The organism is Saccharothrix sp. 6-C (genome assembly GCF_016695385.1).
In the GTDB taxonomy this organism is placed as follows: Bacteria; Actinomycetota; Actinomycetes; order Mycobacteriales; family Pseudonocardiaceae; genus Actinosynnema; species Actinosynnema texasense.
The window spans coordinates 8482323-8506360 of the sequence record NZ_CP064192.1 but is presented as its reverse complement, the minus strand read 5'-3'; the positions used below and the strand labels follow the sequence as shown (position 1 = coordinate 8506360).

Genomic DNA, 24038 nt, shown 5'->3' with positions numbered 1-24038 from the left:
GGGTTGTCGATCACCGGTCCACCGAACTCACGAAGTCCTGCTCGTGGCGCTCGGCGAACCTCCGGTACGCGTAGCCGACGCCGTAGCAGAGCGGGAACGGCAGCAGGCCGAGCAGCAGCCACGGCAGCCGCACGCCGAGGAACTCCACCTCCGCCAGCCACGGCAGCAGGTAGAACACCAGCGGCAGCAGCGCCAGCAGCAGCAGCGTGCCGCCGCCGAGCACCAGGCCCGTGCGCAGCTGGGTCCGGATCAGGTCGCGGATCAGCTTCTCGCCGACGCTGGTCTGCTCCTCCAGCTCGATGATCGTGCGCAGCACCCGCCCGCGACCGCGCGGATCGGCGAGCACCACGCGCCGCCTGCGGTTCTTGCGCGCGGAGACCGACAGCCAGGCGTCGCGCTCGGCCGGCTGCGGCTGGTCCGGTTGCCCGGGAGGGCCGGAGTGCTTGGTCATCCCCAACTGCTTCTGGGGGGGCGCACGATCCTCTCCTTCAGCTCGCGCGTGTGCCGCCGGCTGACCGGCAGCTCCTTCGCGCCCTCGCCGGAGCCGATCACCACCGCGTACCCGTTCGACGTCATCCGCAGCTCGGTCACCAGCGGCAGCGCCACCAGGAAGGACCGGTGGATGCGGACGAACCCGGCGTTCTCCCAGCGCTCCTCCAGCTGCGCCAGCGGGATGCGCACCAGGTGGCTCGCCCCGTCGTTGGTGTGCAGGCGCGCGTAGTCGCCCTGCGCCTCGACGTAGCGCACGGTGGCGCGCGGCACGAGCTTGATCGTGCCGCCCAGCTCGACCGGGATCACCTCGTCGTCCTGCGGTTCCGCCGCCGCGGGCTCCGGCGTGACCGCCGGTGTCGCGGCGACCCGGTCCACCACGCGCGAGATCGCCTTGTTGATCCGGTCGGAGTTGATCGGCTTGGTCACGAAGTCCAGCGCGCCCACCTCGAACGCCACCACGGCCTCCGAGTGCTCGACCCCCGTGACGAACACCAGCGCCGGCGGCTGCCGGAACGCGCCGAGCACGCGCGCGAGGTCCGTGCCGCTGAGCCCGGGCATGTTGATGTCCGCGAACACGGCGTCGACCGGCGGCAGCCCGGCCCGGGTGCGGTCCATCACCTCGACGTCGTAGTCACCCCGGAGGATGCGCAGTGCCTCGGCCGCGTCGAAGGCCGTGAGCACACGTCGGATGTGCGGGCTGCTCTCGAGCAGGAACTTGATCTCGCTCAGACCGGGCGCCTCGTCGTCCACCGCCAGAACGAGGAGGCCTGTGCTGTCCGTGCGATTGGTCATTGGGGTGCTCACTGTGCCGCGCATCTTGCCGACCCGGTGGGGTCGCTGTCTACGCCGGTTGCCGGACGGCCGCGAGGCCGTGACCTCACAAGCCGAATCGCGACCAGCGCGCCCGCTCTTCCAGCGCCGCCAACCCCTCCACCAGGAAGTCGCCCGATCGGGTGGTCGCGCCGGCGAGTCCGAGGCGGGCGAGGAAGGGCCGGCGCGGCTCGGCGATGGCGATCTCCGCGTCCGGGTAGCGCTTGGCGACGACGCCGCGCAGCGTGCCGAGGCCGTCCACCAGGCCGAGCTCGACCGCCTTCGCCCCGGTCCACACCTCGCCGTTGAACAGCTCGTCGTCGGTGGCCTTGAGCTTCGCGCCGCGCCGCTCCTTCACCCAGTCGGCGAACTGCTCGTGCAGCTGGGCCTGCAGGCCCTTGAGCCACTCGACGTCCTCGGGCTTCTCCGGGCTGAACGGGTCGAGGCGCACCTTCGCCTCGCCGGCGGTGTGCACGCGCCGCTCGACGCCGTAGCGCTCGATCAGGCCGTTGAGGCCGAAACCCGAGCTCACCACGCCGATCGAGCCGACCAGGGACGTGCCGTGCGCGTAGATCTCGTCGCCCGCGCAGGCCAGCCAGTAGCCGCCGGAGGCCGCCAGGTCCTCGCAGAACGCGAGGACGGGCACCTTGTTCTTGGCGGCCAGCTCGCGGATGCGCTCGGCGACCAGGGCGGACTGCGTCGGCGCGCCGCCGGGCGAGTTGATCAGCAGCGCGACCGCGACGAGCCGGTCGTGCTCGAAGGCGCGGGTCAGCGCGCTCTCCACGGTCTGCATGCTGATGGTGTTGCGGGCCATCGGCGTCGGCATCGGGGTGATGACGCCGTGCAGTCGGACGGCGGCCACCACGGGTCCGCGCTCGGTCCGATCGCTCACGATCCTGGGCAGCCGGGCCGCGATCTTGTCCGTCACGCTCATGTCCTCGACCTTACGGGTCGACGGCGGTCGAGCGCGTCCGGAAACCCGCCGGGCACGGCTAACATCGAGCGGTGACGTTCAACCCGTTCCGGTGGCTCGAACGCTACGTCGAGTGGTGGGACGACCGCGGTCGCAAGAACGCCGACGGTCCGACCGCGATGCACGTCTACTGGATGTGGATCACCTGGAGCGTGTGCGCGGTCATGATGGTGACCGTCCTGGCGATCGCCGCCGCCTGACCGCGCCGGGGCCGATCAGGCGCGCACCGCGGGCTGCTCGGTGGTGTCCTCGAGTCGCGGCGGCACCAGCGGCAGGTTCGTCTGCACGCCCGGCCGGTACTTCGGGATCTTCAGGATGATCTTCATGCCGGCTTCCGGCGCGGTCTCCACGACCAGCGCGTAGTCGTCGCCGAAGACCGCCCGCATCCGGTGGTTGATGTTGCCGAGGCCGACGTGCGCGCCGGTCTGGTGCGCGTCCTTGAGGTCGTCGAAGAGGCGGTCCGGGTCCATGCCGACGCCGTCGTCCTCGACCGAGATCAACGCCTCCGCGCCGTTGTCCTCGGCGATGATGGTCAGCTCGCCGCCGCCGGGCTTCTTCGCCAGCCCGTGCCGGACCGCGTTCTCCACCAGCGGTTGCAGCACCAGGAACGGCAGCACGACCTGGAGCACCTCGGGCGCGATCTTGAGCCGGACGTTCAGCCTCGACCCGTACCGCGCCTGCTCGATGGTCAGGTAGCGGTGGATGTTGGTCAGCTCGTCGGCCAGCGTGGTGAAGAAGCCGTCGGTGCGGAACGAGTAGCGGGTGAACTCGGCGAACTCCTGCAGCAGCTCCCGCGCGTGCGCCGGGTCCGTGCGGATCAGCGACGAGATCGTGTTCAGCGCGTTGTAGACGAAGTGCGGCGAGATCTGCGCCCGCAGCGCCCGGACCTCGGCCTGCGCCAGCGCCTGCCGGGACTTCTGCAGCACCTCCAGCTCCAGCTGCGTGGAGACGAACCGCGCGGTCTCCTCCGCCATCCGGATCTGCCGCTTGTTCGCCACCCCGCTGACCACGATCAGCGTGCCGGCGACGTCGCCCTCCACCACCAGCGGCACGATCACCGCGCTGTGCAGCGAGCACGGGCCGGGCAGCTCGCAGTCCAGCTTGCGGTGCTCGACGTGCTCCTTGTGGCCCTCGCCGATGGCGCGCTCGATGTAGGCGCGGAGGAACTCGTAGTGGTCGTTGGCCCCGCCGTCCCAGGACAGCAGGGTGCCTTCGTGGTCGGTGATGCCGACCGCGACGCACCGCAGCATCTCCCGCAGGTGCGGCGTCGCCTTGTTCGCCGCGTCCTCGGTCAAGCCCTCGCGCAGGTCGGCCGACGCCTTCGACATGCGGTGCAGCATGTCCATCACGGCGTCCTCGACCGACGTGCTGACGCGGCGGGCACGGCACAGCATCACGAAGAGGCCCAGAACGGCCAAGGTCGCGATGAGTCCGAGCACAGCGCGCTCGGTCAGGAGGTCCCGCACGGCGTCCATGCTGTGCCGTGGGGGCGGTATAGGCAAGGGGATGGGCCGTGCGGAACGTGCACATCCGATGAATTGCGGGCAACCGTGGCAGAGTGCTTACCCAAACGGGTGATCAACGCTCATGACGATCACTGAGCGTGGGCGCGACCCGATCACTCGGGTCGCGCAGCCGGTTCGGCGCTCACCCCGCGTCAGCGCCGACCGGGCTCGTTCGTCTCCGACGCCGATGTGGACGTGGTCGTCTCGGTGGGTTTGTCCGAGTCCTTGCACTTCAAGTTCTTCACCAGGTCCGCGAGCGCGGGGTTGTCGAGCAGGTCCAGCTCCTTGAGCACCCGGCAGATCACCTCGGACACCTGGTCCTGCTGCAACTGGGGCGGCTGCTCGGCCTTCGGCGCGGCGGCCGAGACGGCGATGGTCGAACCCGCGAACGTGGCCAGTCCCATGGTCGCGCCGATCAACGCGGCGGCGATGCGCTGGTTCATGACTCCTCCAAGTGGGTCGGTCGGACCCCGGAGGAGTTCCCCCGACGGCGTGGCTCAGCCGACGAACGGACCAAGCCACTCGTCCGTGTGACCTACTTGAGCAGCCGTGACATCCGGCGGTCGGCGAGCGGCTTGCCGCCCGTCTGGCACGTCGGGCAGTACTGGAAGGCCTTGTCCGCGAACGAGACCTCGCGCACCACGTCACCGCACACCGGGCAGGGCAGACCGGTCCGCGCGTGCACCCGCAGCCCGGACCGCTTCTCACCCTTCAGGGTCGCGGCGGACTGGCCGACCGACCGGGCCACCGCGTCGGTCAGCACGCCGACCAGCGCCTCGTGCAGCCGGTCCAACGCCTCGGCGGGCAGCTTCCCCGCCGTCGCGTACGGCGACAGCCGGGCCGTGTGCATGATCTCGTCGGAGTAGGCGTTGCCGACGCCCGCCAGCACCGCCTGGTCGGTCAGCGCGGTCTTCAGCCGCTCGGTGCGCCCGGCGAACAGGTCCTCGAGCTGGGTGCGCGTGATCGACAGCGCGTCCGGGCCGAGCCGCGCGATGCCCGGCACGTCCGCCGGGTCGGTCACCACCCACGCGGCCAGGCCCTTCTTCGTGCCCGCCTCGGTCAGGTCGAACCCGGGCCCCTCACCGGGCGGGCCCAGGTGCACGCGCAGCGCCAACGGGCCGCGGCCGGGCTTGGGCGGCGCCGCCGACAGGTGCTCCGACCAGCGCAGCCACCCGGCCCGCGCGAGGTGCACCACCAGGTGCAGGCCGTCGCAGTCGAGGTCCAGGTGCTTGCCGAACCGGCCCGCGCCGGTCACCTCGCGCCCCTGGAGCTCGGTCCACGGCGGCGTGAACGTCTTCAACACCTGCAACGACGAGACGTCCACCCGGTGCACGCGCCGTCCGACGGCGTGCTCGCGCAGGTGGTGGGCGAGGGCCTCGACCTCGGGCAGTTCCGGCACCAGACCAGTGTCACCCGCCGACGGCCGTCAGTCGACCGGTTGCAGCGGGCCGTCCAGGTCGGGCAGCGAGTACATCTCGATCTTGCGGGCCACGTTCGCGACCTCGTTGCGCACGGTCAGGAAGCCGCGCACCGAGCCGATCCACCGCTCCGGCGGCAGCTCCTCGGTCTTCTTCGACTCCGCCGCCACCAGCCACGGCCGCCGCACCGCCCAGCGCACCGGGAAGAACAGGAACACCAGGACCAGCGCGACGAGCAGCCACGCCGGCACGACGACCTCCGCGGGCGTCCACGCGACCAGCAGCACCGCCATGCCGATCACGATCGCCAGCATCAGCACGCCGGGGCCGTGGCCGCCGTTCACGTCGTGCTCGAAGTCCTCCTCCGTCGACGGGTTGCGCCACTCGATCTGGCTGCGCACCGTCCACATCCGGCCGTCAGCTCCGCGCACCAGCCGCGTCATCACCGTCTCCTCAAGACGTCGAGCGATCACTCAGCGCTTTCCACGCTACCGGCAAAGTCTTGCACCTCGCGGGTGAAACCCCGGCCGTCACGCGGCGCCCAGACCGGTCGGCGTCGGGCGCAGCGTCACCGTCGTCGGCGTGACCGGCGGCGGCGTCGGCTCGACCGACCTGGCCGGTCCGGTGGTGGTCGCCGCGGTCGTCGTCGTGGTCGTGACCAGCAGGACCGTGCGCGGGTCGGAGGTGGTGACCGCCGTGGACGTCGTGGTCGGGTCCAGGTCGCGCGGCTCGGCCGGCGCGGTCGACCCGGTCGGCTCCACCCGCGGCGGGACCGGGGCGGACGTCGTCGTCGGCGCCGGGCGCCCCGCCTGCCCCGTGCCGGGGTGCACGACCCGCCGCGCGTCGGCGGGCGTCGGCGACGTCGCGCTGGTCGCCGTGCCGGTCACCGTCGTGGTCGCCTCGGTCGAGCACAGGTCCAGCACGTTCTCGCCGGGCGCGCCGTCGGGGCCGGACTGCACCAGCGCCGGGCCGGGCGCGCCGGTGAACGCGCCGGCCAGCACCCCGAACAGGCCGACGGCGACGACCGAGGCGGTGGCCGCCAGCGCCGACTTCACCCGCCCGGTGAGCCACGCCGCCTTGCCCAGCACCGCGGGTCCGAGCGCCGCGGTGCCCGACGCCGCCGGTCCGAGCACCGCCTGCCCCAGCAGCGCGGTCGCGGCCACCGGCACGGCGATGCTCGCCGCGTGCGCCCGCAACGTCGAGCACACCTCGACCAGCTCGGCGTGCAGCGCGTTGCAGGAGGAGCAGGTCCGCAGGTGCTTGCGGATGCGCCGGTGCTCGGCGCCCTGCGAGCCGCCCGCCGTGTAGGCGCCCAGCTTCGCGACCACGGAGCTGCACGCGCCCGGCCCGGTGTCCTCGGCCAGGTGCGCCTGGAGGTAGGCCGCCCGCAGCCCCTCGCGGGCGCGGCGGGCCAGCGCCGCCATCGCGTTCGGGCTCAGGCCGAAGTGCGGCGCGACCGCGGCGGGCCGCTCGCCCTCCACCTCGACCTGCCACAGCACCGTGCGCCACCGCTCGGGCAGGCTGGTGAAGGCGCGGGAGATCAGCGCGTGCTCCGGCCGGTTCGCGGTGACGTCCGGGAACGGCTCGACCCGCAGGCTCAGCTCCTCGTCCTCCACCGGCACGTCCCGGCGCCGCCCGCTCCACTCCCACGCCACCCGGCGCGCGACGGTCAGCAGGTAGGTGCGGACGTGCTCGGTGGGCCCGTTGCCCCGGCGGATCGCCTGGAGCACCCGGAAGAAGGCCTCGGCGGTCAGGTCGTCGGCTTCGGCGTGCTCGCGCACGTGCCGGAGGGCGAACCGGCGAACGGCGTCGGCGTGGCGGGTGAACAGCTCGCCGAACGCGCCGTCGTCGCCCGCCCTGACCCTGGCGAGCAGTTCCAGGTCGACATCGGCATCTCCGGCCATCCCGCCCCGGCACCTCCCGCCCCGCCTGTGGTCCAGTGGTCAAGATGCCACAGTCGGCTGGTCCCGGCCCGAAGTGATAGCGAGCCGATACCGAACACCCGACGGACGGTGTCGGCCGTTCGGCCTAGTCAGAGCACCTGTGCACCGCAGCGCGGGTGCTCGCGTTCGGTGACGGGGCGGTCACGGGTGGGCGTCGGCTGGTGGCCGACCGCGCTGCGGACCGCCCGGTGACGAGTAGTCTCCTGCCGCGTGGTCGATTGGCGCACAAGGGCTTCCGCCCTCCTCCCCGAGCTGAGCGCCGTTGTCGAGCGCGAGTCCTGGTCCTGCCACGTGTTCCTGTCCGAGTTGTGGCAACTCGCGCTGGAGGCCCACCGCGACGGCGACCGCGAGGCGCTGGGCCGGGTGTACGGCTTCGCGCACTGGTGCTTCCGGCAGCCCGAGCGGTTCCTGTCCGACGCGTCCGTGGTCAGCTTCTACGAGCACGTGTTCGACGAGTGGGAGCTGCGCGACGAGGTGGCGCCGTGGCTGCCCGCCGAGGTCGTCGACCGGGTCAGGCCCCTGTGGGAGTGGCGCTGGCCGAAGGAGCGGTTGACCGAGGTGGACCGGCTGCTGGCGCGATCGGGACCCCCCGTCGAAACCCGGTTCGAGCGTGGTCTATAGTTGTCGTCAACAGGCGGATGTAGCGCAGTTGGTAGCGCATCACCTTGCCAAGGTGAGGGTCGCGAGTTCGAGTCTCGTCATCCGCTCTCCGAAAAGGGCCCCCGGTATCTCACCGGGGGCCCTTTCGCGTGTGCGCCGGGGCGCGCGCCGACGATCACCATTAGGTTTGGCGGCGAAGGGTTTCCTCGTCGAAGACGGAGTTGCAGAACATGGCCACCACCCGCAAGGCGACCACGCGCTGGGAAGGCAACCTGATGGAGGGCGCGGGCAACGTCGCCCTCGAGTCCTCCGGCGTCGGCACGTTCGACGTGAGCTGGCCGTCCCGGGCCGAGGCGGCGAACGGCAAGACCAGCCCCGAGGAGCTCATCGCCGCCGCGCACTCGTCGTGCTACTCGATGGCGCTGTCGCACGGCCTCGCGCAGGCGGGCACCCCGCCGCAGGAGGTCGTCACCTCGGCCGAGGTGACGTTCCAGCCCGGCACCGGCATCACCGGCATCCACCTGACCGTCACCGCGGTCGTGCCGGGGCTGGACGAGGAGGGCTTCGCGGCCGCGGCCGCGAACGCCAAGGAGAACTGCCCGGTCAGCAAGGCGCTGGCCGGCACGGAGATCACGCTCGACGCGAGCCTCAAGGCGTGACCCGGGCCTCCGGATGACCCCTGGTACCGGCCAGATACCCGAAGTGTCAGGCCGGTACCAGTTGTCCGCGGGGATTTGACCCGAATGAGTGAGGCCGGTAGTCGTTGGGGATGCTCACGGCGTTGGGTGGACCCGGCCGGCTCGCGTTCGGCGCCTTGGTCGGCGCGGCGGTGGCCGCCCTGCTGGCGGTGAACGGGAGCACGACCAAGCCGACCCGCGGCCTGGAGCCGACCGGCGGCGGCGAGATCGTGGTCGTCAAGGGCAGCGAGCAGCCGGACCGCACGACCACCGCGGCCAACGCCACGTCGTCGAGCAGCAGGTCGACGAGCCGCACGAGCACCACGTCGGCGTCGTCGACCACGACCACCACGACGACCACCACCGCCTCCACCACGTCGTCCACGACGACGACCACCACCGCGCGGCCGACCACCACGACGACGACCACGACGCGGCGTCCCACCACCACCACGACTACCACGACGACCACCCGCAGACCGTGCGGGTTCATCTTCTGCTGACTCGCCCGGCGACGGATAACCGAACGTGTTTTGGCAAGATCGAGGCGTGACGTCCAGCCAGGTGCCCACCCAGCCCCAGCGAACCAACGACACGCCCACGGTCCGCGTGCAGCCCATCGCCGCCGTGCGGGAGCCCGCTTGGCCCACCGCCGAGCCGATGACCGCGACCAACCTGACGCCGATCGCGGCGGCGACCACGAAGTTCGAGCCGGTGTCCGGCGGGTCGAACGGCAAGCTCAACGGCCACACCAACGGCAACGGCCACACCAACGGCAACGGTCACGGCCACAGCAACGGCAGGCTCGTCGACGCGCTCAAGGGCAAGCTCGACGGCGCCGCCGGCGCGGTCCCGGCCGCCTCGCCCACCGCCCACGGCGCACCCGCCCTCGCCACCCCGGCGGCGACCGCGTTCGCCCCCGCGCCCGCCGGCCCGCCCACCACGTCGCTCTTCGCGCCCGCGGACCAGACCGCCGCGTCGCCCTTCGCGCCCACCGGCCAGACCGCGGCGTTCACCCCCGCGCCTCCCGTGACCGCGCCTCCCGTGACCCCGTCCCCCGCCGCCGCACCCGCCAACCCGGCCGCCGCCGAAGCGTTCGCCCCCGTCGCCGCACCCGCCGAGCCCGCCGAAGCACCGGCCCCCGCCGCACCCGCCGCCGCCAAGCCGACGCCGACCGCCACCTCGCGCAGCCGGCTGCGCCGGATCGCGCGCCGCATCGTCGGACCCACCCTGCTCACCAAGAAGAACTGAGGGCGGCCCCCGGTAGCCGGGAACCGCCCCCTTCGTCGCACCGAAGCCAGTGCGGTCCCCGGCTACGCGCTCTGCGCCCGCGCGTACGCGCCACCGGTCCGGAGCAGCTCGTCGTGCGAGCCGATCTCCACGATCCGACCCTCGTCCATCACCACGATCCGGTCGGCGTTGCGGATCGTGGACAGCCGGTGCGCCACCACGAACACCGTGCGGCCGTGCACCAGACGGGCCAGCGCCTGCTGCACCAGCGCCTCGGACTTGGTGTCCAGCGCGGAGGTCGCCTCGTCCAGCACCAGCACGCGCGGGTCGCGGATCAGCGCCCGGGCGATCGCCAGCCGCTGCTTCTGGCCGCCGGACAGCCGCGCGCCGCGCTCGCCGACCACGGTGTCCAGCCCGGCCGGCAGCCGGTCGATGAACTCCAGCGCGTTCGCGTCGGCCAACGCCCGCCGCACCACGTCCTCGGACACGTCGTCCAGGCCGTAGGTGACGTTGTCCCGGATCGTGCCCTCGAACAGGATCGACTCCTGCGGCACCACCGACACGAACCGCCGGTAGCTGCGCAGGTCCAACGCCTCCATGTCGACGCCGTCGAGCAGGATGCGGCCCTGCGTGGGCCGCAGGAACCCGATGACCAGGTTCACCGCCGTCGACTTGCCCGCGCCGGACGCGCCGACCAGCGCGATCGTCTCGCCCGGCCGCACGTCGAGGGTGAAGTCGCTGACCGAGCTCCGCGCGGACTCCGGGTAGGCGAACCCGACCTCCTCGAACCGCACGCCGCCGTGCACGACGTCGACCTGCGCCTTGCCCGCGTTGTGCTCCAGGTCCGGCGCCTGGAGCACCTCGCCGAGGGAGCGCACCGACTCCAGGCCCTTGCCGATCAGCGGCGTGAGGCTCATCAGCGTGGTGACCGCGCCGGTCAGGGAGGCGAAGTAGGCGCTGAGCATGACCACGTCACCCGGCGTCACGGACAGCCACCCGTGGTAGGCGGCCAGGGCCGCGCCGGCGAGGCAGCCGACGCCGAGGGCGTTGAGCAGGATCCAGGCCAGCGCGCCGAAGCGGACGTTGAGGCCGTCGAGCTTCATGCCGGCGGCGAAGACCTGCCGCAGCGTGCCGTCCATGCGGTTGAGGGCGGTGCTCTCCAGGCCGTGGGCACGGGTGATCGGGATGAGCGTGGTCATCTCGCCGACCCGCGACGACAGCTGCTCGACCTCGTGCCGGAACGACTCGTTGTACGCGCGCAGCCGGCCGCGCAGCCACATCACCAGCACCGCCGCCGCGGGCACGACGAGCAGGAACACCGGCAGGAACGCGGGCGCGCTCAAGCTGATCACGACCAGCGCGCCGCTCAGCGTCGCCAGCGCCGAGAGGCCCTGGTCGCCGACCTGCTGGGTGGACGTCTCGATGCTCTCGACGTCCCGGATGACCTTGGTCTGCAGCACGCCCGCGCTGACCCGCGCGTGGTAGCCGATGGACAGCTGCTGCATGCGCCGGCTCAGCGCCGACCTCATCCGCATGCCCATCCGGCGCGCGCTGCCGTACCACCAGCGCGTGTAGAGGATCGCGAACGGGTAGTTGAGCACGAGCGTGACCAGCAGCAACCCGGCGCCGAGCCAGATGCCGGTGACCGGCTCGCGCTCCACGACGACGTCGATGACGTGGGCGGTGATGACCGGGGTGAGCCAGGTGGGGCTGTGCTTGACGAAGAACGCGCCGGCGCCGAGGCCGAGCTTCGCGCGGTCCTCGCGGAAGAGGTAGAGGAGGGTGCGGACGGGGTGCTCGCCGCGGTAGCGGTGGTCGAGCGGACCGTGGGGCATGGTGCGGGGGCTCCTGCGAACGGGGGGGGTCATGAGACGCCCACACCGCGCCGTGTGGGGGAGCGCTCTCACATCCTAAGTGGCCGGTCCACCGCATTTGCCCTGGCCGGGCGGGTGTCGGAGGACACCCGCCCGGCGTCGGTCAGTAGCCGAACACCAGCCGGTAGGCGATCTCCGGGTCGAACGTGCCCGCGGGCGTGTTCGGCGCGGTGCCGCAGTTGCCGTCGGAGTCGCCGGGGACCTTCACCCACAGCAGCATCTCCGCGCCGCCGCCGGTCTGGGCGGTCGCGCCGAGCCTGCGCTGGCCGGGGTTGCACCACTCGCCGTTGGACCCGTTGCCGTTGCGGCTGGTGTCGACGACGAAGGCCTTGGTGTAGCCGGGCAGGGAGCCGTTCACGGAGTTGCCGTAGGACACCGACTCGGCGGTGGTGTGGTAGTTCGAGACGTTGATCGCGAACCCGCGGACGTTGCGCACGCCGGCCGCGTCCAACCGGCCCGCCATGGTGTTCGCGGGCACCCAGCGGGCGTTGCCCGCGTCCAGGTAGGCCCACGTGTTCGGGGCGCGGTCGCGGAACTGCTCGGTGGCGTAGCGGATCATCGCGTTGCGCGCGGTGACGGCGTCGGGCGTCATGCAGTTGAAGTCGGCCAGCGAGTCCGGCTCGATCACCACGACGGCGGGCCGCGCGCCGATGGCGCCCGCGAAGTTCGCGATCCACGTCCGGTAGGCCTCGGGTGATCCGGCCCCGCCGCCGGAGTGCCCGCCGCACGCGTCCCGGCCGGGGATGTTGTAGGCGACGAGGACGGGCAGCTTGTCGGCGGCGTCGGCGGCGGCCACGTAGTTGCCGACGGCCGTGCGGATGTCACCGCTCCAACTGCCGAACCACCGCGCCATCGGCTTGGTCGAGAGGGAGGCCCTGATGGCCGACGTCCGCCCGTCGTTGGGGTTGTTCCGCACCCAGACGGCGGGATTCGAGTTGGGGTCCACGTAGAAACCGCTGGTCATGCCGATGGGGCTGGCGGCGTTCGCCTGGCCCGGGACGACGAGCGCGGCGAGCAGGGCGAGCACTGTCGCGGTCAAGCGCATCAACGATCCTTCCGCTCGGAACCGTGCGGCGGTGGCTCATCGATCAAAGCACCCAGGTCAACGGGCCGGACGCGATCTTTCCGCGCACGCTGGGTGCCGGGACGTGGCTCACCGTCACCGGGAAGCCCTGCGCCTCGCCCCGGACCCCGCGTGTGACCTCCGACATAGCCGGCTGCGCGCGGAGGCGTCGGACCCGGGTGTCGACTGGATCGATCACCCCGGCTTTCGTCACGGCCCGACCGGGCCGGCACCCCCCGTCCACGTGCTGTTCGGCGGCCTCGCCGCGACCGCCGGGGACGACGGCCGGCAACGACCGCATCACAAGTGCCGTATGCCCGCACCGGCCACGGGCGCATAAGCAACAATGGCGCTCGCGCGGCAACCCCTGGAGGAGCGGAATGTCCTGGCAAGAGGACCTGGCAGAGCTGGACCGCACATTGGCGGAGGGTCGGATCAGCGCCGACGACTACCGCCGACGCCGGGATGAACTCCTCGCCGCCGCCTCGGGTGGCGGCCCGGCCGCACCGCCCAACAGCGGCCCGTTCGCGCCGCCCGTGCGGTGGGACGCGGTGCCGCCGTCGCCGCCGAACCAGAACCCCGACGCCACCCAGATCGTCACGCCCGGCGCCCAGCAGGCGAACCCGGACCGGACGCAGGTGGTCAGCCAGCGGCCGGCCGACGCCGACCGCACCCAGTACGTGACCCCCATCGCGCCGCCGCAGCACCAGATGCCGCCGCCGCCGCAACAGCAGCAGCAGGGTGGCTGGCAGTCCGGCCCGCCGTCGAGCACGCCGCCGTGGGGTGGCGACAACTACAGCCCGATCGGCGACGCCAACCCGAGCTGGATCGCGCAGGGCCCCGAGGTCTTCGACGACAGCGGCAGCGGCAAGGGCAAGGTCATCGGCATCGTGGTGGCCGTCGTGCTGCTCGCGGGCATCGCGTTCGGCGCCTACTGGATCTGGGGGCGCGGCGAGTCGTCGTCCACGGCCGGTGGCAACACCACCGAGACGACCGCGACCACGACCACCACCTCGCAGCCGCCGCCGGACCCGCTGCCGCTCGGCGAGATCCCCGGCAAGGTCGCCACGAACAAGGCGGTGACCGACTTCACGGCGGTCCCGAACCTCAAGTACCTGCTGGACTCGGAGGCCGCGCTCTACACGACCGCGGGCGCCACCAAGACCAAGCTGACCCAGTTCACCCTGGACGACGGCTCCAAGGGCATCATCCTGATCGTGCAGGGCACCGACGCCGCCTCCGCCGCGGCCGCCGTGCTCGGCCTGCACAACACCCAGATCAACAACGGCATGACGCAGGTCACGGACGGTCCCGCCGGCGTGCTGGCCGGGCAGATCGACGCGAAGGACCCGCAGCTGGCCCGCGTCCGCGGCCACTACAGCAGCAAGGACCTGATCATCCGGGTCGACGTGGCCTCGTCCACGCTCACCGCCGCGCGCAAGGGCTTCGACCAGGCCCTGGAAGCAGAGCTCGAGGTGCTCGCCGCCGATGGCTGACCCGCGCACCGCCGGCGGCGCCGTCACCGCGTGCACCGTCGTCGCCCGCAACTACCTGCCCGCCGCGCGCGTCCTCGCCGCGTCGTACCTCGAGCACCACCCGGACCACGAGTTCGTGATCGCGGTGATCGACGCGCCACGCGGCTCGGGCGAGCGGCAGGGCCGGTTGCGCACGGTGGGCCCCGAGGCCAGCGGCATCGACGCGGACGACTACCTGCGCATGGCCACGGCCTACAACATCACCGAGCTGGCCACGGCGGTGAAGCCGTACCTGCTGCGCGAGCTGCGGGCCGACGCCGACGTGGTGATCTACCTGGACCCGGACATCCAGGTCTTCGCGCCGATGCCGGAACTGGCGGAGCTGGCCCTCGCGCACGGCATCGTGCTCACGCCGCACTTCCTCCACCCCCTGCCGCGCGACGGCAAGGACCCGAGCGAAGCGGCGATCATGGGCGCCGGGATCTTCAACCTCGGTTTCGTGGCCACCGGCCCCGGCGCCGGGCCGTTCCTGGACTTCTGGGCCGAGCGGCTGCGCCACGACGCGATCGTGGCGCCGGAGAAGCAGCTGTTCACCGACCAGCGGTGGGTGGACCAGGTGCCCGCGCTGTTCGGCAACACCGTGCTGCGCGACCCCGGTTTCAACGTCGCCTACTGGAACATCCACGAGCGCCCCGTCGAGCGCGGCGCGGACGGTGTGCTGACCGCGGGCGGCCACCGGCTGCGGTTCTTCCACTACAGCGGGTACCGGCCGGAGAAGCCGTGGCTGCTGTCGCACCACACCCCGAACCGGCCGCGCGTGGTGCTGTCGGAGCACCCCACCGTCCGCGAGCTGTGCGACGGCTACCGCGCGGCCCTGCAGGGCAACGGTTACGCCGAGACGCTGGAGTCGATCCCGTACGGCTTCGCCAAGATGGCCGACGGCACGAAGATCAGCCCGGCGATGCGCACCCTGTACCGGGACGCGTGGGTGAAGGCCGAGCGCGGGCACCTCATGGGCCTGACCGGCAACCAGACGACCGAGGTGCCGCCGCACGCGTTCGACGCCGACGGCGGCGAGGCGCTGCGCCGGTGGCTCGCCGGTCCGCCCGACGACGCGCCCGTCGGCACCACGCTGAGCCGTCTCGTGCACGCGGTGTGGGAGTCGCGCCCCGACCTGAAGACCGCGTTCCCGCTGCTGCACAGCCGTGACGCCGCGCCGTTCCGCTCCTGGTGCGCGAGCTCCGGCGTGACCGAGGCGTCGCTGCCGGCGTGGGCGCTGCCCGCCGAGCCGGTCGAGCCGTCCGAGCCGTCGGACGAGTTCGGCGTCAACGTGGTCGGCTACCTGACCGCCGAGCTGGGCGTCGGCGAGATGGCCCGGCTGGTGCACGACGCGATCCGCGAGTCCGGCGTGCCGGTCGTCTCGGTGGTCGAGGACCGGCTGGTGTCCAACCGCACGGGCCTGGCCGAGCCGGGCACGGTCGGCAGGCCCCGGTTCCCGATCAGCCTGCTGTGCGTGAACGCCGACCAGACCCGCGCGGTGCTGGACCACCAGCCGCACGTGGGCCACCACCGCTACCGGATCGGCCTGTGGGCGTGGGAGCTCGAGGAGTTCCCCGGCGAGATGCACCACGCGTTCGACCTGGTCGACGAGGTGTGGACGGTCAGCGAGTTCTGCCGCGACGCCATCGCCAAGCACACCTCGGTGCCGGTGAAGGCGATCCCGGTGCCCGTGCGCGACCCCGGCGCGGTGTCCCGGCCGGAGCGCCGCCCCGGCGACCCGGTGCAGTTCCTGTTCGCGTTCGACTTCTTCAGCATCGGCCAGCGCAAGAACCCGTGGGGCCTGGTCGAGGCGTTCCAGCGGGCCTTCGAGGGCCGCGACGACGTGCGCCTGGTGCTCAAGGCGATCAACGGCGACAAGAACCCGCACACCGCCGAGCGGCTGCGGGTGAAGGTCATGGACGACCCGCGGATCGAGCTGGTCGAGCGCTACCTGTCCGTGCGGGAGCTGGACGACCTGTACGCGTCCAGCAGCGCGTACGTCTCCCTGCACCGCAGCGAGGGCTTCGGCCTCACCGTGGCCGAGGCGATGGCGCGGGCCATGCCGGTGATCTCCACCGACTACTCCAGCACCGCGGAGTTCCTGGACGCCAAGACCGGCTGGCCGGTGCCGGCCAAGCTGGTGCCGGTGGGCCCGGGCCACCACCCGTACCCGGCGGGCGCGGTGTGGGCCGAGCCCGACCTGGACGCCGCCGCCCGCGCCATGCGCGAGGTCGCGGACAACCCGGCCGAGGCCGCCCGGCGCGGTCGTGCGGCCCGGGAGCACATCCTGCGCACGCGGTCGGTGAAGCGGGCCGCCACGTGGATGGCCGAGCAGCTGCGCGCCGCGCACGAGAGCTGGCAGGGCAGCGGCGGCGCGGGCTACCGGGCCGAGCTGCCGGGCGCGGACCTGCTGCGGCCGTTGCGCGAGTCCAAGCAGGCGCTGCTGTGGCGCGCCGAGGTCGGCGCCGCGTCGCGCACGCCGCTGGCGCCCGCGCTGCGCAAGGCCGTGCTGCGGGCCATCGACCACTACGACGTGCACCAGCGCAAGGTGATGGGCACGCTCGTCGGCGGCGTCGAGGACACGTTGAACAGCGTGGTCGCGCGGCTGGAGGCGGTCGAGTCGAACGTCGAGTCGACGCGCTGGGCGAACGAGGGCCTCAAGAACCGGCTCGCGAGCGCGCAGGACGAGTTCCGCGCCGCCGCCGAGGACAACGCGGCGAACCTGACGAACCTGGAGCAGCAGCTCGACAACACCCTGGAACGGGTGTGGACGCGGCTGGCGGACGACGAGCGCACCACGTTCACCCGGTTCGCCGAGCGCGACGAGCGGCTCGACGGCGACGAGCAGCGGATCACCGAGCTGGCCCGGACCCTGTCCGCGGTGCAGGACACGGCCCGGCTGCGGCACGCGCCGGTGCCCGCGGGAGCCGACGTCGTGGTGTGCGACGCGGGCGCCCTGCTGCTGCCCGTGGACAACGTCGTGCTGCCGTGGCTCGCCTACCACCGGTCGTGGGAGGTCGAGGAGGCCGACCTGATGGCCGGGCTCGTCGGCGACGGCACGTTCCTCGACATCGGCGCGCACGTCGGCTACCACACGCTGCGCCTGCTGCAGCGGGCCAAGGGCGTCGCGTCGGTCGTCGCGGTGGAGGCCAACCCGGTCAACGCCGAGTACCTGCGCCGCAACGTCGTGGCCAACCTGGGCGCCGAGGGCGCGCGGACCGTCGACGTGCTGCCGGTCGCGGCGTGGGACGAGGACGGCAGCATCCGCCTCGTGCAGGCCGAGGACGACAACAGCGGCGACCACCGGGCGCACGAGCTGTCCGACGAGGGCACGGGCGGCGTGGTGATCCCCGCGATCCGGCTCGACGGCAGGGCCGAGGTGACCGACCGCCGCGTCACGCTGGTGAAGGTCGACCTGCAGGGCCGCGACCACCGGGCGCTCGCCGGCCTGACCGCCGTGCTGGAACGCGACCGCCCGCACGTGGTGTGCGAGTTCTGCCCGAGCGCCATCGTGGAACTGGGCGACGACCCGCTCCAGGTGCTCCTCGGCTACCGCAAGATGGGCTACGCCCCCGTGCCGCTCGGCGCCGACCCGGACGCCGAGCACGCCGACGAGGACCTGGTGCGCCAGGCGGACACGGTCGACACCGGCTTCGTCACCCTCTGGCTCCGACCACTCTGACCTGAGCGTTCTCGCCACGGGCGACCGAACTCCTCACTTACAATCGACGCGGCTCCCACCCACCGGTGGGAGCCGCGTCCATGAGGAGGTTCCGTGTCCGACCGCCGGACGCCGTCGCGCACCTCCCTCCCCCGCGACCTGTCGATCATCGCGTCGCTCGTCGTCGTCGTGACCGCCGGCTGGGCGCTGTTCGGCACGCCGGCGCTGCCGGACAACGCGCGCAACGTCCCGCTCGCCGGCGAGGAAGGCCGCCAGGCCGCGCCTCGGCTCGCGGTGGCCGACTTCGACTCGGGCACCGAGTACTACGACCACGTGCTCGCCTTCCACGACGTCGAGGAGTTGGGCTTCCTGAACCCGGCCGAGGCGGAGATCTTCACCAGGGGAGGCGCGGGCGCGTCGCGGATGACCGTGTCGTCGAAGCTCCCCGAAGGCCGGGTCCTGGTCGCGGTGGTCCGGATGGCCGACCGGGAGGCGGCGCTGCGCGCCGCCGACGAGCTCGACGAGCTGCAGCTCTCGTTCGGCCTGGTCCGCCGGCCCGCGCAGGACGGCGTCACCCGGGCCGTGGAGGTCGTGCCGGACCCGGACTCCGGGCCGGGCGCCAAGGCGACCGCGCGTGCGCACTACGTGCACGGTGACCTGGTCACGCGGGTCGAGTTCAACGCGCGGAGCGTCGAGCACCTGGCCGACTTCGGTTCCCTGCTGGGCAAGCAGCTCAAGGCGCTGCCGGCCGATGGATGAGCGGAGGACCCCCGTCGCGGGGGTGAGCGTGGTGACGGCCGCCGCCGTGTGCCTGATCGCCTACAGCTACCTCGTCGGTCTCTGGCTCGACCGGCACGGTCACTCGTCCGACCTGGTCCTGGTGGTCCGCAACTGGGTCAACCGGCCGACCGGGGTCGGCGAGGACTTCGGGTTCCTCGGTGTCGCGCTGCTGCTGATGGTCGCCGGGTTCACGGTCGCCGGCATCGCCCGCTCGGCCGGCGCGGACCGACTCCCGTTCGCGGCGCGGCTGGTCCGCGGGGGACTGCCCACCGTGGTCGTCGCCGCGGCGGTCGGCGCGCTGCTGACCGCCGTGGGCGCGGAGCCGCTGGTGGACCCGGCGATCACCACGCCGGTGGGCGCGGTGGCGTTGTTCGCGCTGGTCCTGCTGGTGCTGCTGCCGCTGCAACACCGGGTTCCCGGCTTGGCCGTGTTCGTGCAGCTGGAAGTCGTGTGCCTGCTCGTGCTCGCGGGCGGGTGGGCGACCTCGACCGGCGAGCTCGACGCGCTGCGCGTGATCGGGCAGGCGGCGGCGCTCGTGCCGCTGGCGACGCTCGGCCAGGTCGCGTGGCTGTTCCGCGTCGACCTGCTGCCGCGGTGGCACGCGCTGGTGCTGGGCCTGCTGTGCCTCGCGCTGGTGGTGCTGGCGGAACGGGTGTTCCCCGAGACCGCCGCGTTCTGGCACCCGCTGGCCGCGGTCTACGCGCTGCTGCTGTTCCTGATCGCGTTGCCGAGGGGCGCGTCGATCGCCGGGACGCGGGTGGTGCGCTGGCTGGACAGCCGGGCGCTGCCGCTGTTCGCGTCGATCCCGGTCGTCGGGTACGCCGTGCTCGGCGTGCAGCACCTCGTGATCACGCCCGCGGTGGCCATCCCGATCTCCTTGACGTGCACGTGCCTCGCCGCCGAGCTGCTGCACCGCTGCCGAAAGCGCCTCGCATGAGCACAACCGAAGTCCGGCAGCCGCCCGAGACCGCCGCGGCCAAGCCCGACGGCTACCTGCACGGCCTCGACCTGCTGCGGGTGATCGCCTCGTGCGCGGTCGTCTTCACCCACGTCCTCGCCTGGTTCGCCGGCGACGGCGAGCAGTGGTGGGCCGGGACGTGGACCAAGTGGGTCAGCGTGGGCACGCTGCACCTGCACCCGTGGCTCTCGTTCGTCGGCGTCGCGTTCTTCCTCGTGGTCAGCGGTGTCGTGGTCACCCACGTGACGAACCGCGAGACGCCCGGCCAGTTCCTCCGCCGCCGCGTCACCCGCCTCGCGCCGCTGTTGTTCGTGGTGACCTTCATCGGCTGGTGCCTGATCAACTTCGGGTTGCGCGTCTCGCGGGTCTGGGAAGGCCCGCTCGGCGTCGACAAGCTGCTGCTCGGCATGGTGCTGGGCAACACGTTCGCGGAACCGGACGTCGCGCTGCTCGCCGTCACGTGGACGCTGCGCGTGCAGATCGTCTTCTACGTGCTGGTGGCGCTGTCCATCCCGTTGCTGCGCAGGTGGGCCTGGGTGCCGCCGCTCGTGATCGCGGCCCTGGCGTGCCTGACGCTGCTCATCGCGCCGCACAACGAGTTCTTCGGCGCGCACTTCACCGGGTTCGCCACCTACATCCCGCTCCTGTGCCTGGGGCAGCTGATCTCCCTGGTGCACTCCGGCAAGGTCCACCCGGTGGCGGGCGTGGCGATCGGCTCCGTCCACTTCCTGCTGCTGGTCTGGGCGGACAAGCTCGGCCTCACGTTCCAGGGCGACGGCGTGCCCCGCACCGCGCTGCTCGCGGTGCTCGTGGTGGTGCTGCTGATGAAGGCGCAGGACCGCGTCAGCCGGTCGGCGCTGGTCAAGGCGTGGGCCAAGCGCACCTACGCGATCTACCTGGTGCACGTGTGCGCCATCTACCCCGTCTTCGACGCCCTGACCCCCCACCTGGACGAGAACCTGGTGGTCCTGATCGGGCTCGCCGTCGCGTACCTCGCGGCCGAGGCGCTGCACCGCTGGGTGGAGATGCCCGCCGATCGGGCGATCCGCCGCTGGGAACGGCGCCGCAGCACCACCGGCCGCGCGGGACGGTCACGATCCGCCGTCTGATCGAGAGCCTTCCGTTACCATGCTGGCGGCGGGGATGCGGCGACTGGGAAGGGGCGGACCCCTGGACGGTCAGACGGCACCGCCGAAGGTCCGCATCGCGTTCATCGACATCGGACGCGGGTTGGCGGCGCTGCTCGTCTTCTACAGCCACATCGCCGAGCAGTGGGTCGCCAAGCGCGAGGTCGGGCCGACGCCGGGCATCGACTTCATCGACGCGCTCACCAGCGATCCGATGCACATGGGGTTGCAGGGCATCGGCCAGATCGCGGTGCCGTTCTTCTTCCTGGTCAGCGGGTTCGTGGTGACGCCCATCGCGCTGCGCCAGGGCCAGCGCCGGTTCGGCCTCAACCGGTTGGTGCGCGTCTACATCCCGATGACGTTCGTGGTGCTCCTTACCGCCGCCGTGATCCTGCTCGGCGCGCAGACGCTGATCGGCGCGGAGGAGCCGACGATCACCTGGTGGACCGTCGTCACCAACTCACTGGTGATCAACTACCTGATCGTGCCGCAGGTGGTGATGGTCGGCGTCGCGTGGACGCTGGTCGTCGAGGTCGTCTTCTACCTCCTGCTGGTGGCGCTGCTGCCGGTGATGCGGCGCTGGACGTGGCTCGCCATCGGCGTGCAGCTGACGTTCGTGTTCGTGGTGATGATGAGCGCCCGCGAGTTCGGCGCGTCGTGGGCGCTGTTCGCGGTGAACGTGTCGTACCTGCCCATCCCGATCATCGGCCAGATCATCTGGGCGACCACGAGCAAGCGCGTGCCGCTGTGGCTGGGCGGCCTGTACGTCGGCATCGCCTGGTCGCTGTACGTGCTCGCCGACTTCCTCAAGCTCGGCCGGCTCGACACCTCGTACAACCTCGCGCTGGCGTTCGCGCTGCTGTTCTTCATGGCCGGGTACTTCGCGGAGTCGCGGCTCAAGGAGCGCAGGATCTGGATCGCGCTCTCGGAGCGCAGCTACTCGATCTACCTGCTGCACGGTCTCGTGGCGTTCGTGACGCTGGACCTGATGCGGCCCGCCGTGCCGCTGCTGCTGGCGATCCCGCTCGCCGTGGCGCTGACGTTCGGCGTGGTGGAGCTGAGCTACCGGTACGTGGAGAAGCCGAGCCACGCGCTGGCCCGGAAGCTGTCCCGCAAGCCGGCGCCCGAGCCGGAACCCGAGCCGGAGCTGGAAGCGGAGGCGGACGAGCTCGAGGACGACGACCTCGACGAGTTCGAGGACGAGTTCGACGACGTCGAGGACGCCGAGTGGCCGGCGGAGTCCGACGAGCCGGACGAGCCCGCGCCCGTCAGGGAGACGCCGACCGAGGTGCTCCGACCGGTCCGCTTGCGCACGCCACCGCCGCAGCGCACCCCACCGCGCACCCCGCCGCAGGGCACCCCGCTCCAGCGCACACCTCCTCCGCGCACACCTCCCCGGGGCCTGCCGGTCAACGGCGCACCACGACGGGGCGTTCCGGCCCCCGGCACGCCCCCGCGCGGCCTGCCGGTCAACGGCACGCCGGCTCCGGGCACCCCGCCGAGGGGCACGCCCGTCAACGGCTCCCCCGTCAACGGCTCCCCGGTCAACGGCTCGGCCAACGGCACGCCGCCGCGCGCCCCGGCCAACGGATCACCGGTCCCCGGCACGCCCCCGCGCGGCACGCCCGCCCAGCGCACGCCGGTCCGACCCCCGCCGCGCCCGGCCCCACCGCGGCCGGCGCCCCCGCCGGTGGAGGACGCGACCCAGTACCTGCCCGCGGCGGTCTGGCCGGTCGAGGAGCCCGAGGCCGACGAGGCGCCACCGCCCCGGCGCCGGCGGCTGCGCGAGGACGACGGACCCGCGGTGACGGTCGCGTCCCTGCTCGCCAACCACGCCAAGGAGAACGGCCACCACCGCTAGCGCGGCTGCTTCGCCATCTCCTCGGCGATGATGTCGATGACCGGCGGTTCCAGCACCGGGTCCAGCCCGCTGACGAGCAACCGCTCGGCCGCTTCCAGCACCACGACGTCGTTGGCCGCGAGGGCGCGGGCGACCTCGCGCGGGTCGTGGGTGAGGCGTTCGACGTGCACCATCGTCAAGTCGGTGAAGCAGGCCACCAGGTACTGCGCCGCGTAGTAGGCGAACGAGTCGCCGAGCAGCCCCACCTTGGCGGTCGCCACGCCCTTCGAGGGCGGCTGCGTGAACCGCTGCGGCTTGGGGTCGGGCGTGATCTCGTGGTTGCGCACCGTGCTGCCGTCGGGCGCGAGGTCGTAGGACTGGATCGGGTCCGTCGCGGTCCGGCCCAGCAGCGGCGCCAGGTCGCCCTCGCGGTCGACCACCTTCGTCGGCTCGACCTTCCAGGCCTTGGAGGTGTTCGGCTTGACGGTGTCGGTGATGACGCGGGCCATCACGAGGCTGCCCTCGTGGGTCCAGTGGCTGTCGTACTTGGGGTAGGGCAGGCGGTTGGTCAGCTTGGCGGTCTCCTCGATCCGCGACCGCAGGTCGAGCGCGCCCGTCTTGCCGATGCCCCGCCAGAACTCGTCGCGCGCCTTGGTGAAGCAGTCCTTGCCGTAGAACTTCGACGGCAGGTAGTCGGGCACCATCGTGCTCTTGTTCGGCGCGACGACCAGCAGGAACCGCCGCCCCGACGACTCGACCGCGGCACGCAGGCGGGCCAGCCGGGCGTGCACCTCGGCGATCGGCATCACCGGGTCGCACGCGCCCTCGACGTCCGCGCCGAGGTACAGCCAGTCGTCCTTGCCCTCGATCGCGTCGACGAACGCCGTCGGGTCGGGCAGGTCCGCGGACGGGTCCTTCGGCGGCGTCGGCACCGGGCCGACGACGTCCTGCCGCCGGTCGAGGTCCGGCGCCTCGCCGAACACGCCGCGGCTGATGCCGTTCGCGGCGGCCACGGCCTTGTCGCGCAGCGGCACGTGGTCGCTCGCCCACGCGTTGAACCCGGTGAAGAAGCCCCAGCCGTCGGTGATCGACGGGAACTCGGCGAGCTTGCGGTTCTCGAACTCCGCCGGGCGCACGCCGACCACCAGCAGCAGGGCGGGCGCGCAGAAGAAGATGACCGCGAGGGTGAGCGCGGTGCGCTGGCGGCCGCTGTGCCGCGGCCGGTAGAGGGCGTGCTCGCGGGGCAGCAGCGACTCCGGCACCGCCGGGAGGCTCTTGGGCGGCGGGTCGGTGCTCACGCCGAACAGCGTAGTTGGCAGGCACATCACCTGTTCGTGGTTCACCTCAAGGTGGGGATTCGAGAACCGTCCCGCGTGCAACCCAGCGGCCATGGCGGACGTCTCTTCCGGTGACAGGACACCTGACGCACCGGAGGATCGTATGTGGCCCACTGTGATCCTGGTCACCACAGGGGCGCTGGCATTTTTAGTGCGAACCGTTCGGGCCCTGCGCTCGGCTTCGAAATCCGAAGGTGGGCGAACCCGTATTGAGACCGCCCCGCCGGCCTAGTCCC

Annotated in this window: 22 protein-coding genes and 1 tRNA gene; 11 read left to right on the top strand and 12 right to left on the bottom strand. The window is 72.3% G+C overall.

Going from position 1 to position 24038, the window contains the following annotated elements; all coding sequences use genetic code 11:
* Positions 1-10: 10 nt before the first annotated feature.
* From IOD16_RS37165 to IOD16_RS37155, 3 genes are all read right to left on the bottom strand, one after another.
* Positions 11-451, bottom strand: coding sequence for a hypothetical protein (locus tag IOD16_RS37165; RefSeq protein ID WP_123744763.1), 441 nt, complete (start codon positions 449-451; stop codon positions 11-13).
* On the bottom strand, positions 448-1308 hold the full coding sequence (locus IOD16_RS37160; protein ID WP_201438067.1) for a LytR/AlgR family response regulator transcription factor: 861 nt from the start codon (positions 1306-1308) through the stop codon (positions 448-450). Before IOD16_RS37160 ends, IOD16_RS37165 begins: the two co-directional genes overlap by 4 nt.
* A 61-nt stretch (positions 1309-1369) precedes the next feature.
* Positions 1370-2236 (bottom strand): S49 family peptidase, encoded by an 867-nt coding sequence (locus tag IOD16_RS37155; RefSeq protein ID WP_201438066.1) that lies wholly within the window; start codon positions 2234-2236, stop codon positions 1370-1372.
* 71 nt (positions 2237-2307) lie between these two features.
* Between IOD16_RS37155 and IOD16_RS37150 the strand changes: the two genes are divergently transcribed.
* Positions 2308-2475 (top strand): hypothetical protein, encoded by a 168-nt coding sequence (locus IOD16_RS37150; RefSeq protein WP_170185171.1) that lies wholly within the window; start codon positions 2308-2310, stop codon positions 2473-2475.
* A gap of 15 nt (positions 2476-2490) precedes the next feature.
* On the opposite strand, the gene IOD16_RS37145 is transcribed toward IOD16_RS37150, so the two are convergent.
* The 5 genes from IOD16_RS37145 to IOD16_RS37125 all read right to left on the bottom strand — a co-directional run bounded on the left by IOD16_RS37145 (position 2491) and on the right by IOD16_RS37125 (position 7102).
* Positions 2491-3750 carry a histidine kinase gene (locus IOD16_RS37145; protein ID WP_123744766.1) on the bottom strand — a complete coding sequence of 420 codons (1260 nt, stop codon included), beginning with the start codon at positions 3748-3750 and terminating at the stop codon, positions 2491-2493.
* Positions 3751-3932: 182 nt separating this feature from the next.
* Entirely contained in the window at positions 3933-4223 is a 291-nt protein-coding gene (locus tag IOD16_RS37140; RefSeq protein ID WP_201438065.1) for a hypothetical protein, read from the bottom strand.
* Between the two features lie 92 nt (positions 4224-4315).
* Positions 4316-5179, bottom strand: a complete 864-nt coding sequence (locus tag IOD16_RS37135; protein ID WP_123744768.1) for an Fpg/Nei family DNA glycosylase — start codon at positions 5177-5179, stop codon at positions 4316-4318.
* 27 nt (positions 5180-5206) lie between these two features.
* Positions 5207-5641, bottom strand: a complete 435-nt coding sequence (locus tag IOD16_RS37130; RefSeq protein ID WP_123744769.1) for a DUF983 domain-containing protein — start codon at positions 5639-5641, stop codon at positions 5207-5209.
* 87 nt (positions 5642-5728) lie between these two features.
* Positions 5729-7102 (bottom strand): sigma-70 family RNA polymerase sigma factor, encoded by a 1374-nt coding sequence (locus IOD16_RS37125; protein WP_201438064.1) that lies wholly within the window; start codon positions 7100-7102, stop codon positions 5729-5731.
* Between the two features lie 249 nt (positions 7103-7351).
* On the opposite strand from IOD16_RS37125, the gene IOD16_RS37120 reads away from it, so the two are divergent.
* From IOD16_RS37120 to IOD16_RS37110, 3 genes are all read left to right on the top strand, one after another.
* Positions 7352-7762, top strand: coding sequence for a DUF7674 family protein (locus tag IOD16_RS37120; RefSeq protein ID WP_123744771.1), 411 nt, complete (start codon positions 7352-7354; stop codon positions 7760-7762).
* Positions 7763-7775: 13 nt separating this feature from the next.
* A tRNA-Gly gene (locus IOD16_RS37115) sits at positions 7776-7848 on the top strand.
* Positions 7849-7971: 123 nt separating this feature from the next.
* Complete coding sequence (locus IOD16_RS37110) at positions 7972-8400, top strand: OsmC family protein (RefSeq protein ID WP_123748215.1); 429 nt, start codon at positions 7972-7974, stop codon at positions 8398-8400.
* A gap of 46 nt (positions 8401-8446) precedes the next feature.
* On the opposite strand, the gene IOD16_RS37105 is transcribed toward IOD16_RS37110, so the two are convergent.
* Positions 8447-8911, bottom strand: coding sequence for a hypothetical protein (locus tag IOD16_RS37105; protein WP_201438063.1), 465 nt, complete (start codon positions 8909-8911; stop codon positions 8447-8449).
* Positions 8912-8967: 56 nt separating this feature from the next.
* Between IOD16_RS37105 and IOD16_RS37100 the strand changes: the two genes are divergently transcribed.
* A complete protein-coding gene (locus tag IOD16_RS37100) occupies positions 8968-9669 on the top strand; it encodes a hypothetical protein (protein WP_201438062.1) in 702 nt (233 codons plus the stop codon).
* Between the two features lie 62 nt (positions 9670-9731).
* Here the strand turns inward: IOD16_RS37100 and IOD16_RS37095 are convergent, their stop codons facing one another.
* Both IOD16_RS37095 and IOD16_RS37090 read right to left on the bottom strand, forming a co-directional pair.
* Positions 9732-11483 carry an ABC transporter ATP-binding protein gene (locus IOD16_RS37095; RefSeq protein WP_236594599.1) on the bottom strand — a complete coding sequence of 584 codons (1752 nt, stop codon included), beginning with the start codon at positions 11481-11483 and terminating at the stop codon, positions 9732-9734.
* A 142-nt stretch (positions 11484-11625) separates the two neighbouring features.
* A complete protein-coding gene (locus tag IOD16_RS37090) occupies positions 11626-12567 on the bottom strand; it encodes a glycoside hydrolase family 6 protein (RefSeq protein WP_201438060.1) in 942 nt (313 codons plus the stop codon).
* A gap of 398 nt (positions 12568-12965) precedes the next feature.
* On the opposite strand from IOD16_RS37090, the gene IOD16_RS37085 reads away from it, so the two are divergent.
* The 6 genes from IOD16_RS37085 to IOD16_RS41160 all read left to right on the top strand — a co-directional run bounded on the left by IOD16_RS37085 (position 12966) and on the right by IOD16_RS41160 (position 22486).
* Positions 12966-14081 (top strand): hypothetical protein, encoded by a 1116-nt coding sequence (locus IOD16_RS37085; protein WP_201438059.1) that lies wholly within the window; start codon positions 12966-12968, stop codon positions 14079-14081.
* Positions 14074-17781, top strand: coding sequence for an FkbM family methyltransferase (locus tag IOD16_RS37080; RefSeq protein ID WP_201438058.1), 3708 nt, complete (start codon positions 14074-14076; stop codon positions 17779-17781). The genes IOD16_RS37085 and IOD16_RS37080 overlap by 8 nt, the downstream gene beginning before the upstream one ends.
* Before the next feature lie 93 nt (positions 17782-17874).
* Entirely contained in the window at positions 17875-18519 is a 645-nt protein-coding gene (locus IOD16_RS37075; protein WP_201438057.1) for a hypothetical protein, read from the top strand.
* Complete coding sequence (locus IOD16_RS37070; RefSeq protein ID WP_201438056.1) at positions 18512-19477, top strand: hypothetical protein; 966 nt, start codon at positions 18512-18514, stop codon at positions 19475-19477. Before IOD16_RS37075 ends, IOD16_RS37070 begins: the two co-directional genes overlap by 8 nt.
* A complete protein-coding gene (locus tag IOD16_RS37065; RefSeq protein WP_201438055.1) occupies positions 19474-20607 on the top strand; it encodes an acyltransferase family protein in 1134 nt (377 codons plus the stop codon). Before IOD16_RS37070 ends, IOD16_RS37065 begins: the two co-directional genes overlap by 4 nt.
* A gap of 34 nt (positions 20608-20641) precedes the next feature.
* Positions 20642-22486: an acyltransferase family protein gene (locus IOD16_RS41160; protein ID WP_201438054.1), complete on the top strand. Its 1845-nt coding sequence runs from the start codon at positions 20642-20644 to the stop codon at positions 22484-22486.
* On the opposite strand, the gene IOD16_RS37055 is transcribed toward IOD16_RS41160, so the two are convergent.
* Entirely contained in the window at positions 22483-23763 is a 1281-nt protein-coding gene (locus IOD16_RS37055; protein WP_201438053.1) for an alginate O-acetyltransferase AlgX-related protein, read from the bottom strand. The genes IOD16_RS41160 and IOD16_RS37055 overlap by 4 nt on opposite strands.
* Positions 23764-24038 lie beyond the last annotated feature (275 nt).

Coding starts and splice junctions, on each gene's coding strand:
- IOD16_RS37145 (WP_123744766.1), bottom strand. CDS start 3,750: ATGGACGCCGTGCGGGACCTCCTGACCGAGCGCGCTGTGCTCGGACTC.
- IOD16_RS37095 (WP_236594599.1), bottom strand. CDS start 11,483: ATGCCCCACGGTCCGCTCGACCACCGCTACCGCGGCGAGCACCCCGTC.
- IOD16_RS37125 (WP_201438064.1), bottom strand. CDS start 7,102: ATGGCCGGAGATGCCGATGTCGACCTGGAACTGCTCGCCAGGGTCAGG.
- IOD16_RS37130 (WP_123744769.1), bottom strand. CDS start 5,641: ATGACGCGGCTGGTGCGCGGAGCTGACGGCCGGATGTGGACGGTGCGC.
- IOD16_RS37080 (WP_201438058.1), top strand. CDS start 14,074: ATGGCTGACCCGCGCACCGCCGGCGGCGCCGTCACCGCGTGCACCGTC.
- IOD16_RS37070 (WP_201438056.1), top strand. CDS start 18,512: ATGGATGAGCGGAGGACCCCCGTCGCGGGGGTGAGCGTGGTGACGGCC.
- IOD16_RS37160 (WP_201438067.1), bottom strand. CDS start 1,308: ATGCGCGGCACAGTGAGCACCCCAATGACCAATCGCACGGACAGCACA.
- IOD16_RS37085 (WP_201438059.1), top strand. CDS start 12,966: ATGTCCTGGCAAGAGGACCTGGCAGAGCTGGACCGCACATTGGCGGAG.
- IOD16_RS37110 (WP_123748215.1), top strand. CDS start 7,972: ATGGCCACCACCCGCAAGGCGACCACGCGCTGGGAAGGCAACCTGATG.
- IOD16_RS41160 (WP_201438054.1), top strand. CDS start 20,642: ATGCGGCGACTGGGAAGGGGCGGACCCCTGGACGGTCAGACGGCACCG.
- IOD16_RS37090 (WP_201438060.1), bottom strand. CDS start 12,567: ATGCGCTTGACCGCGACAGTGCTCGCCCTGCTCGCCGCGCTCGTCGTC.
- IOD16_RS37140 (WP_201438065.1), bottom strand. CDS start 4,223: ATGAACCAGCGCATCGCCGCCGCGTTGATCGGCGCGACCATGGGACTG.
- IOD16_RS37065 (WP_201438055.1), top strand. CDS start 19,474: ATGAGCACAACCGAAGTCCGGCAGCCGCCCGAGACCGCCGCGGCCAAG.
- IOD16_RS37105 (WP_201438063.1), bottom strand. CDS start 8,911: ATGAACCCGCACGGTCTGCGGGTGGTCGTCGTGGTAGTCGTGGTGGTG.
- IOD16_RS37155 (WP_201438066.1), bottom strand. CDS start 2,236: ATGAGCGTGACGGACAAGATCGCGGCCCGGCTGCCCAGGATCGTGAGC.
- IOD16_RS37165 (WP_123744763.1), bottom strand. CDS start 451: ATGACCAAGCACTCCGGCCCTCCCGGGCAACCGGACCAGCCGCAGCCG.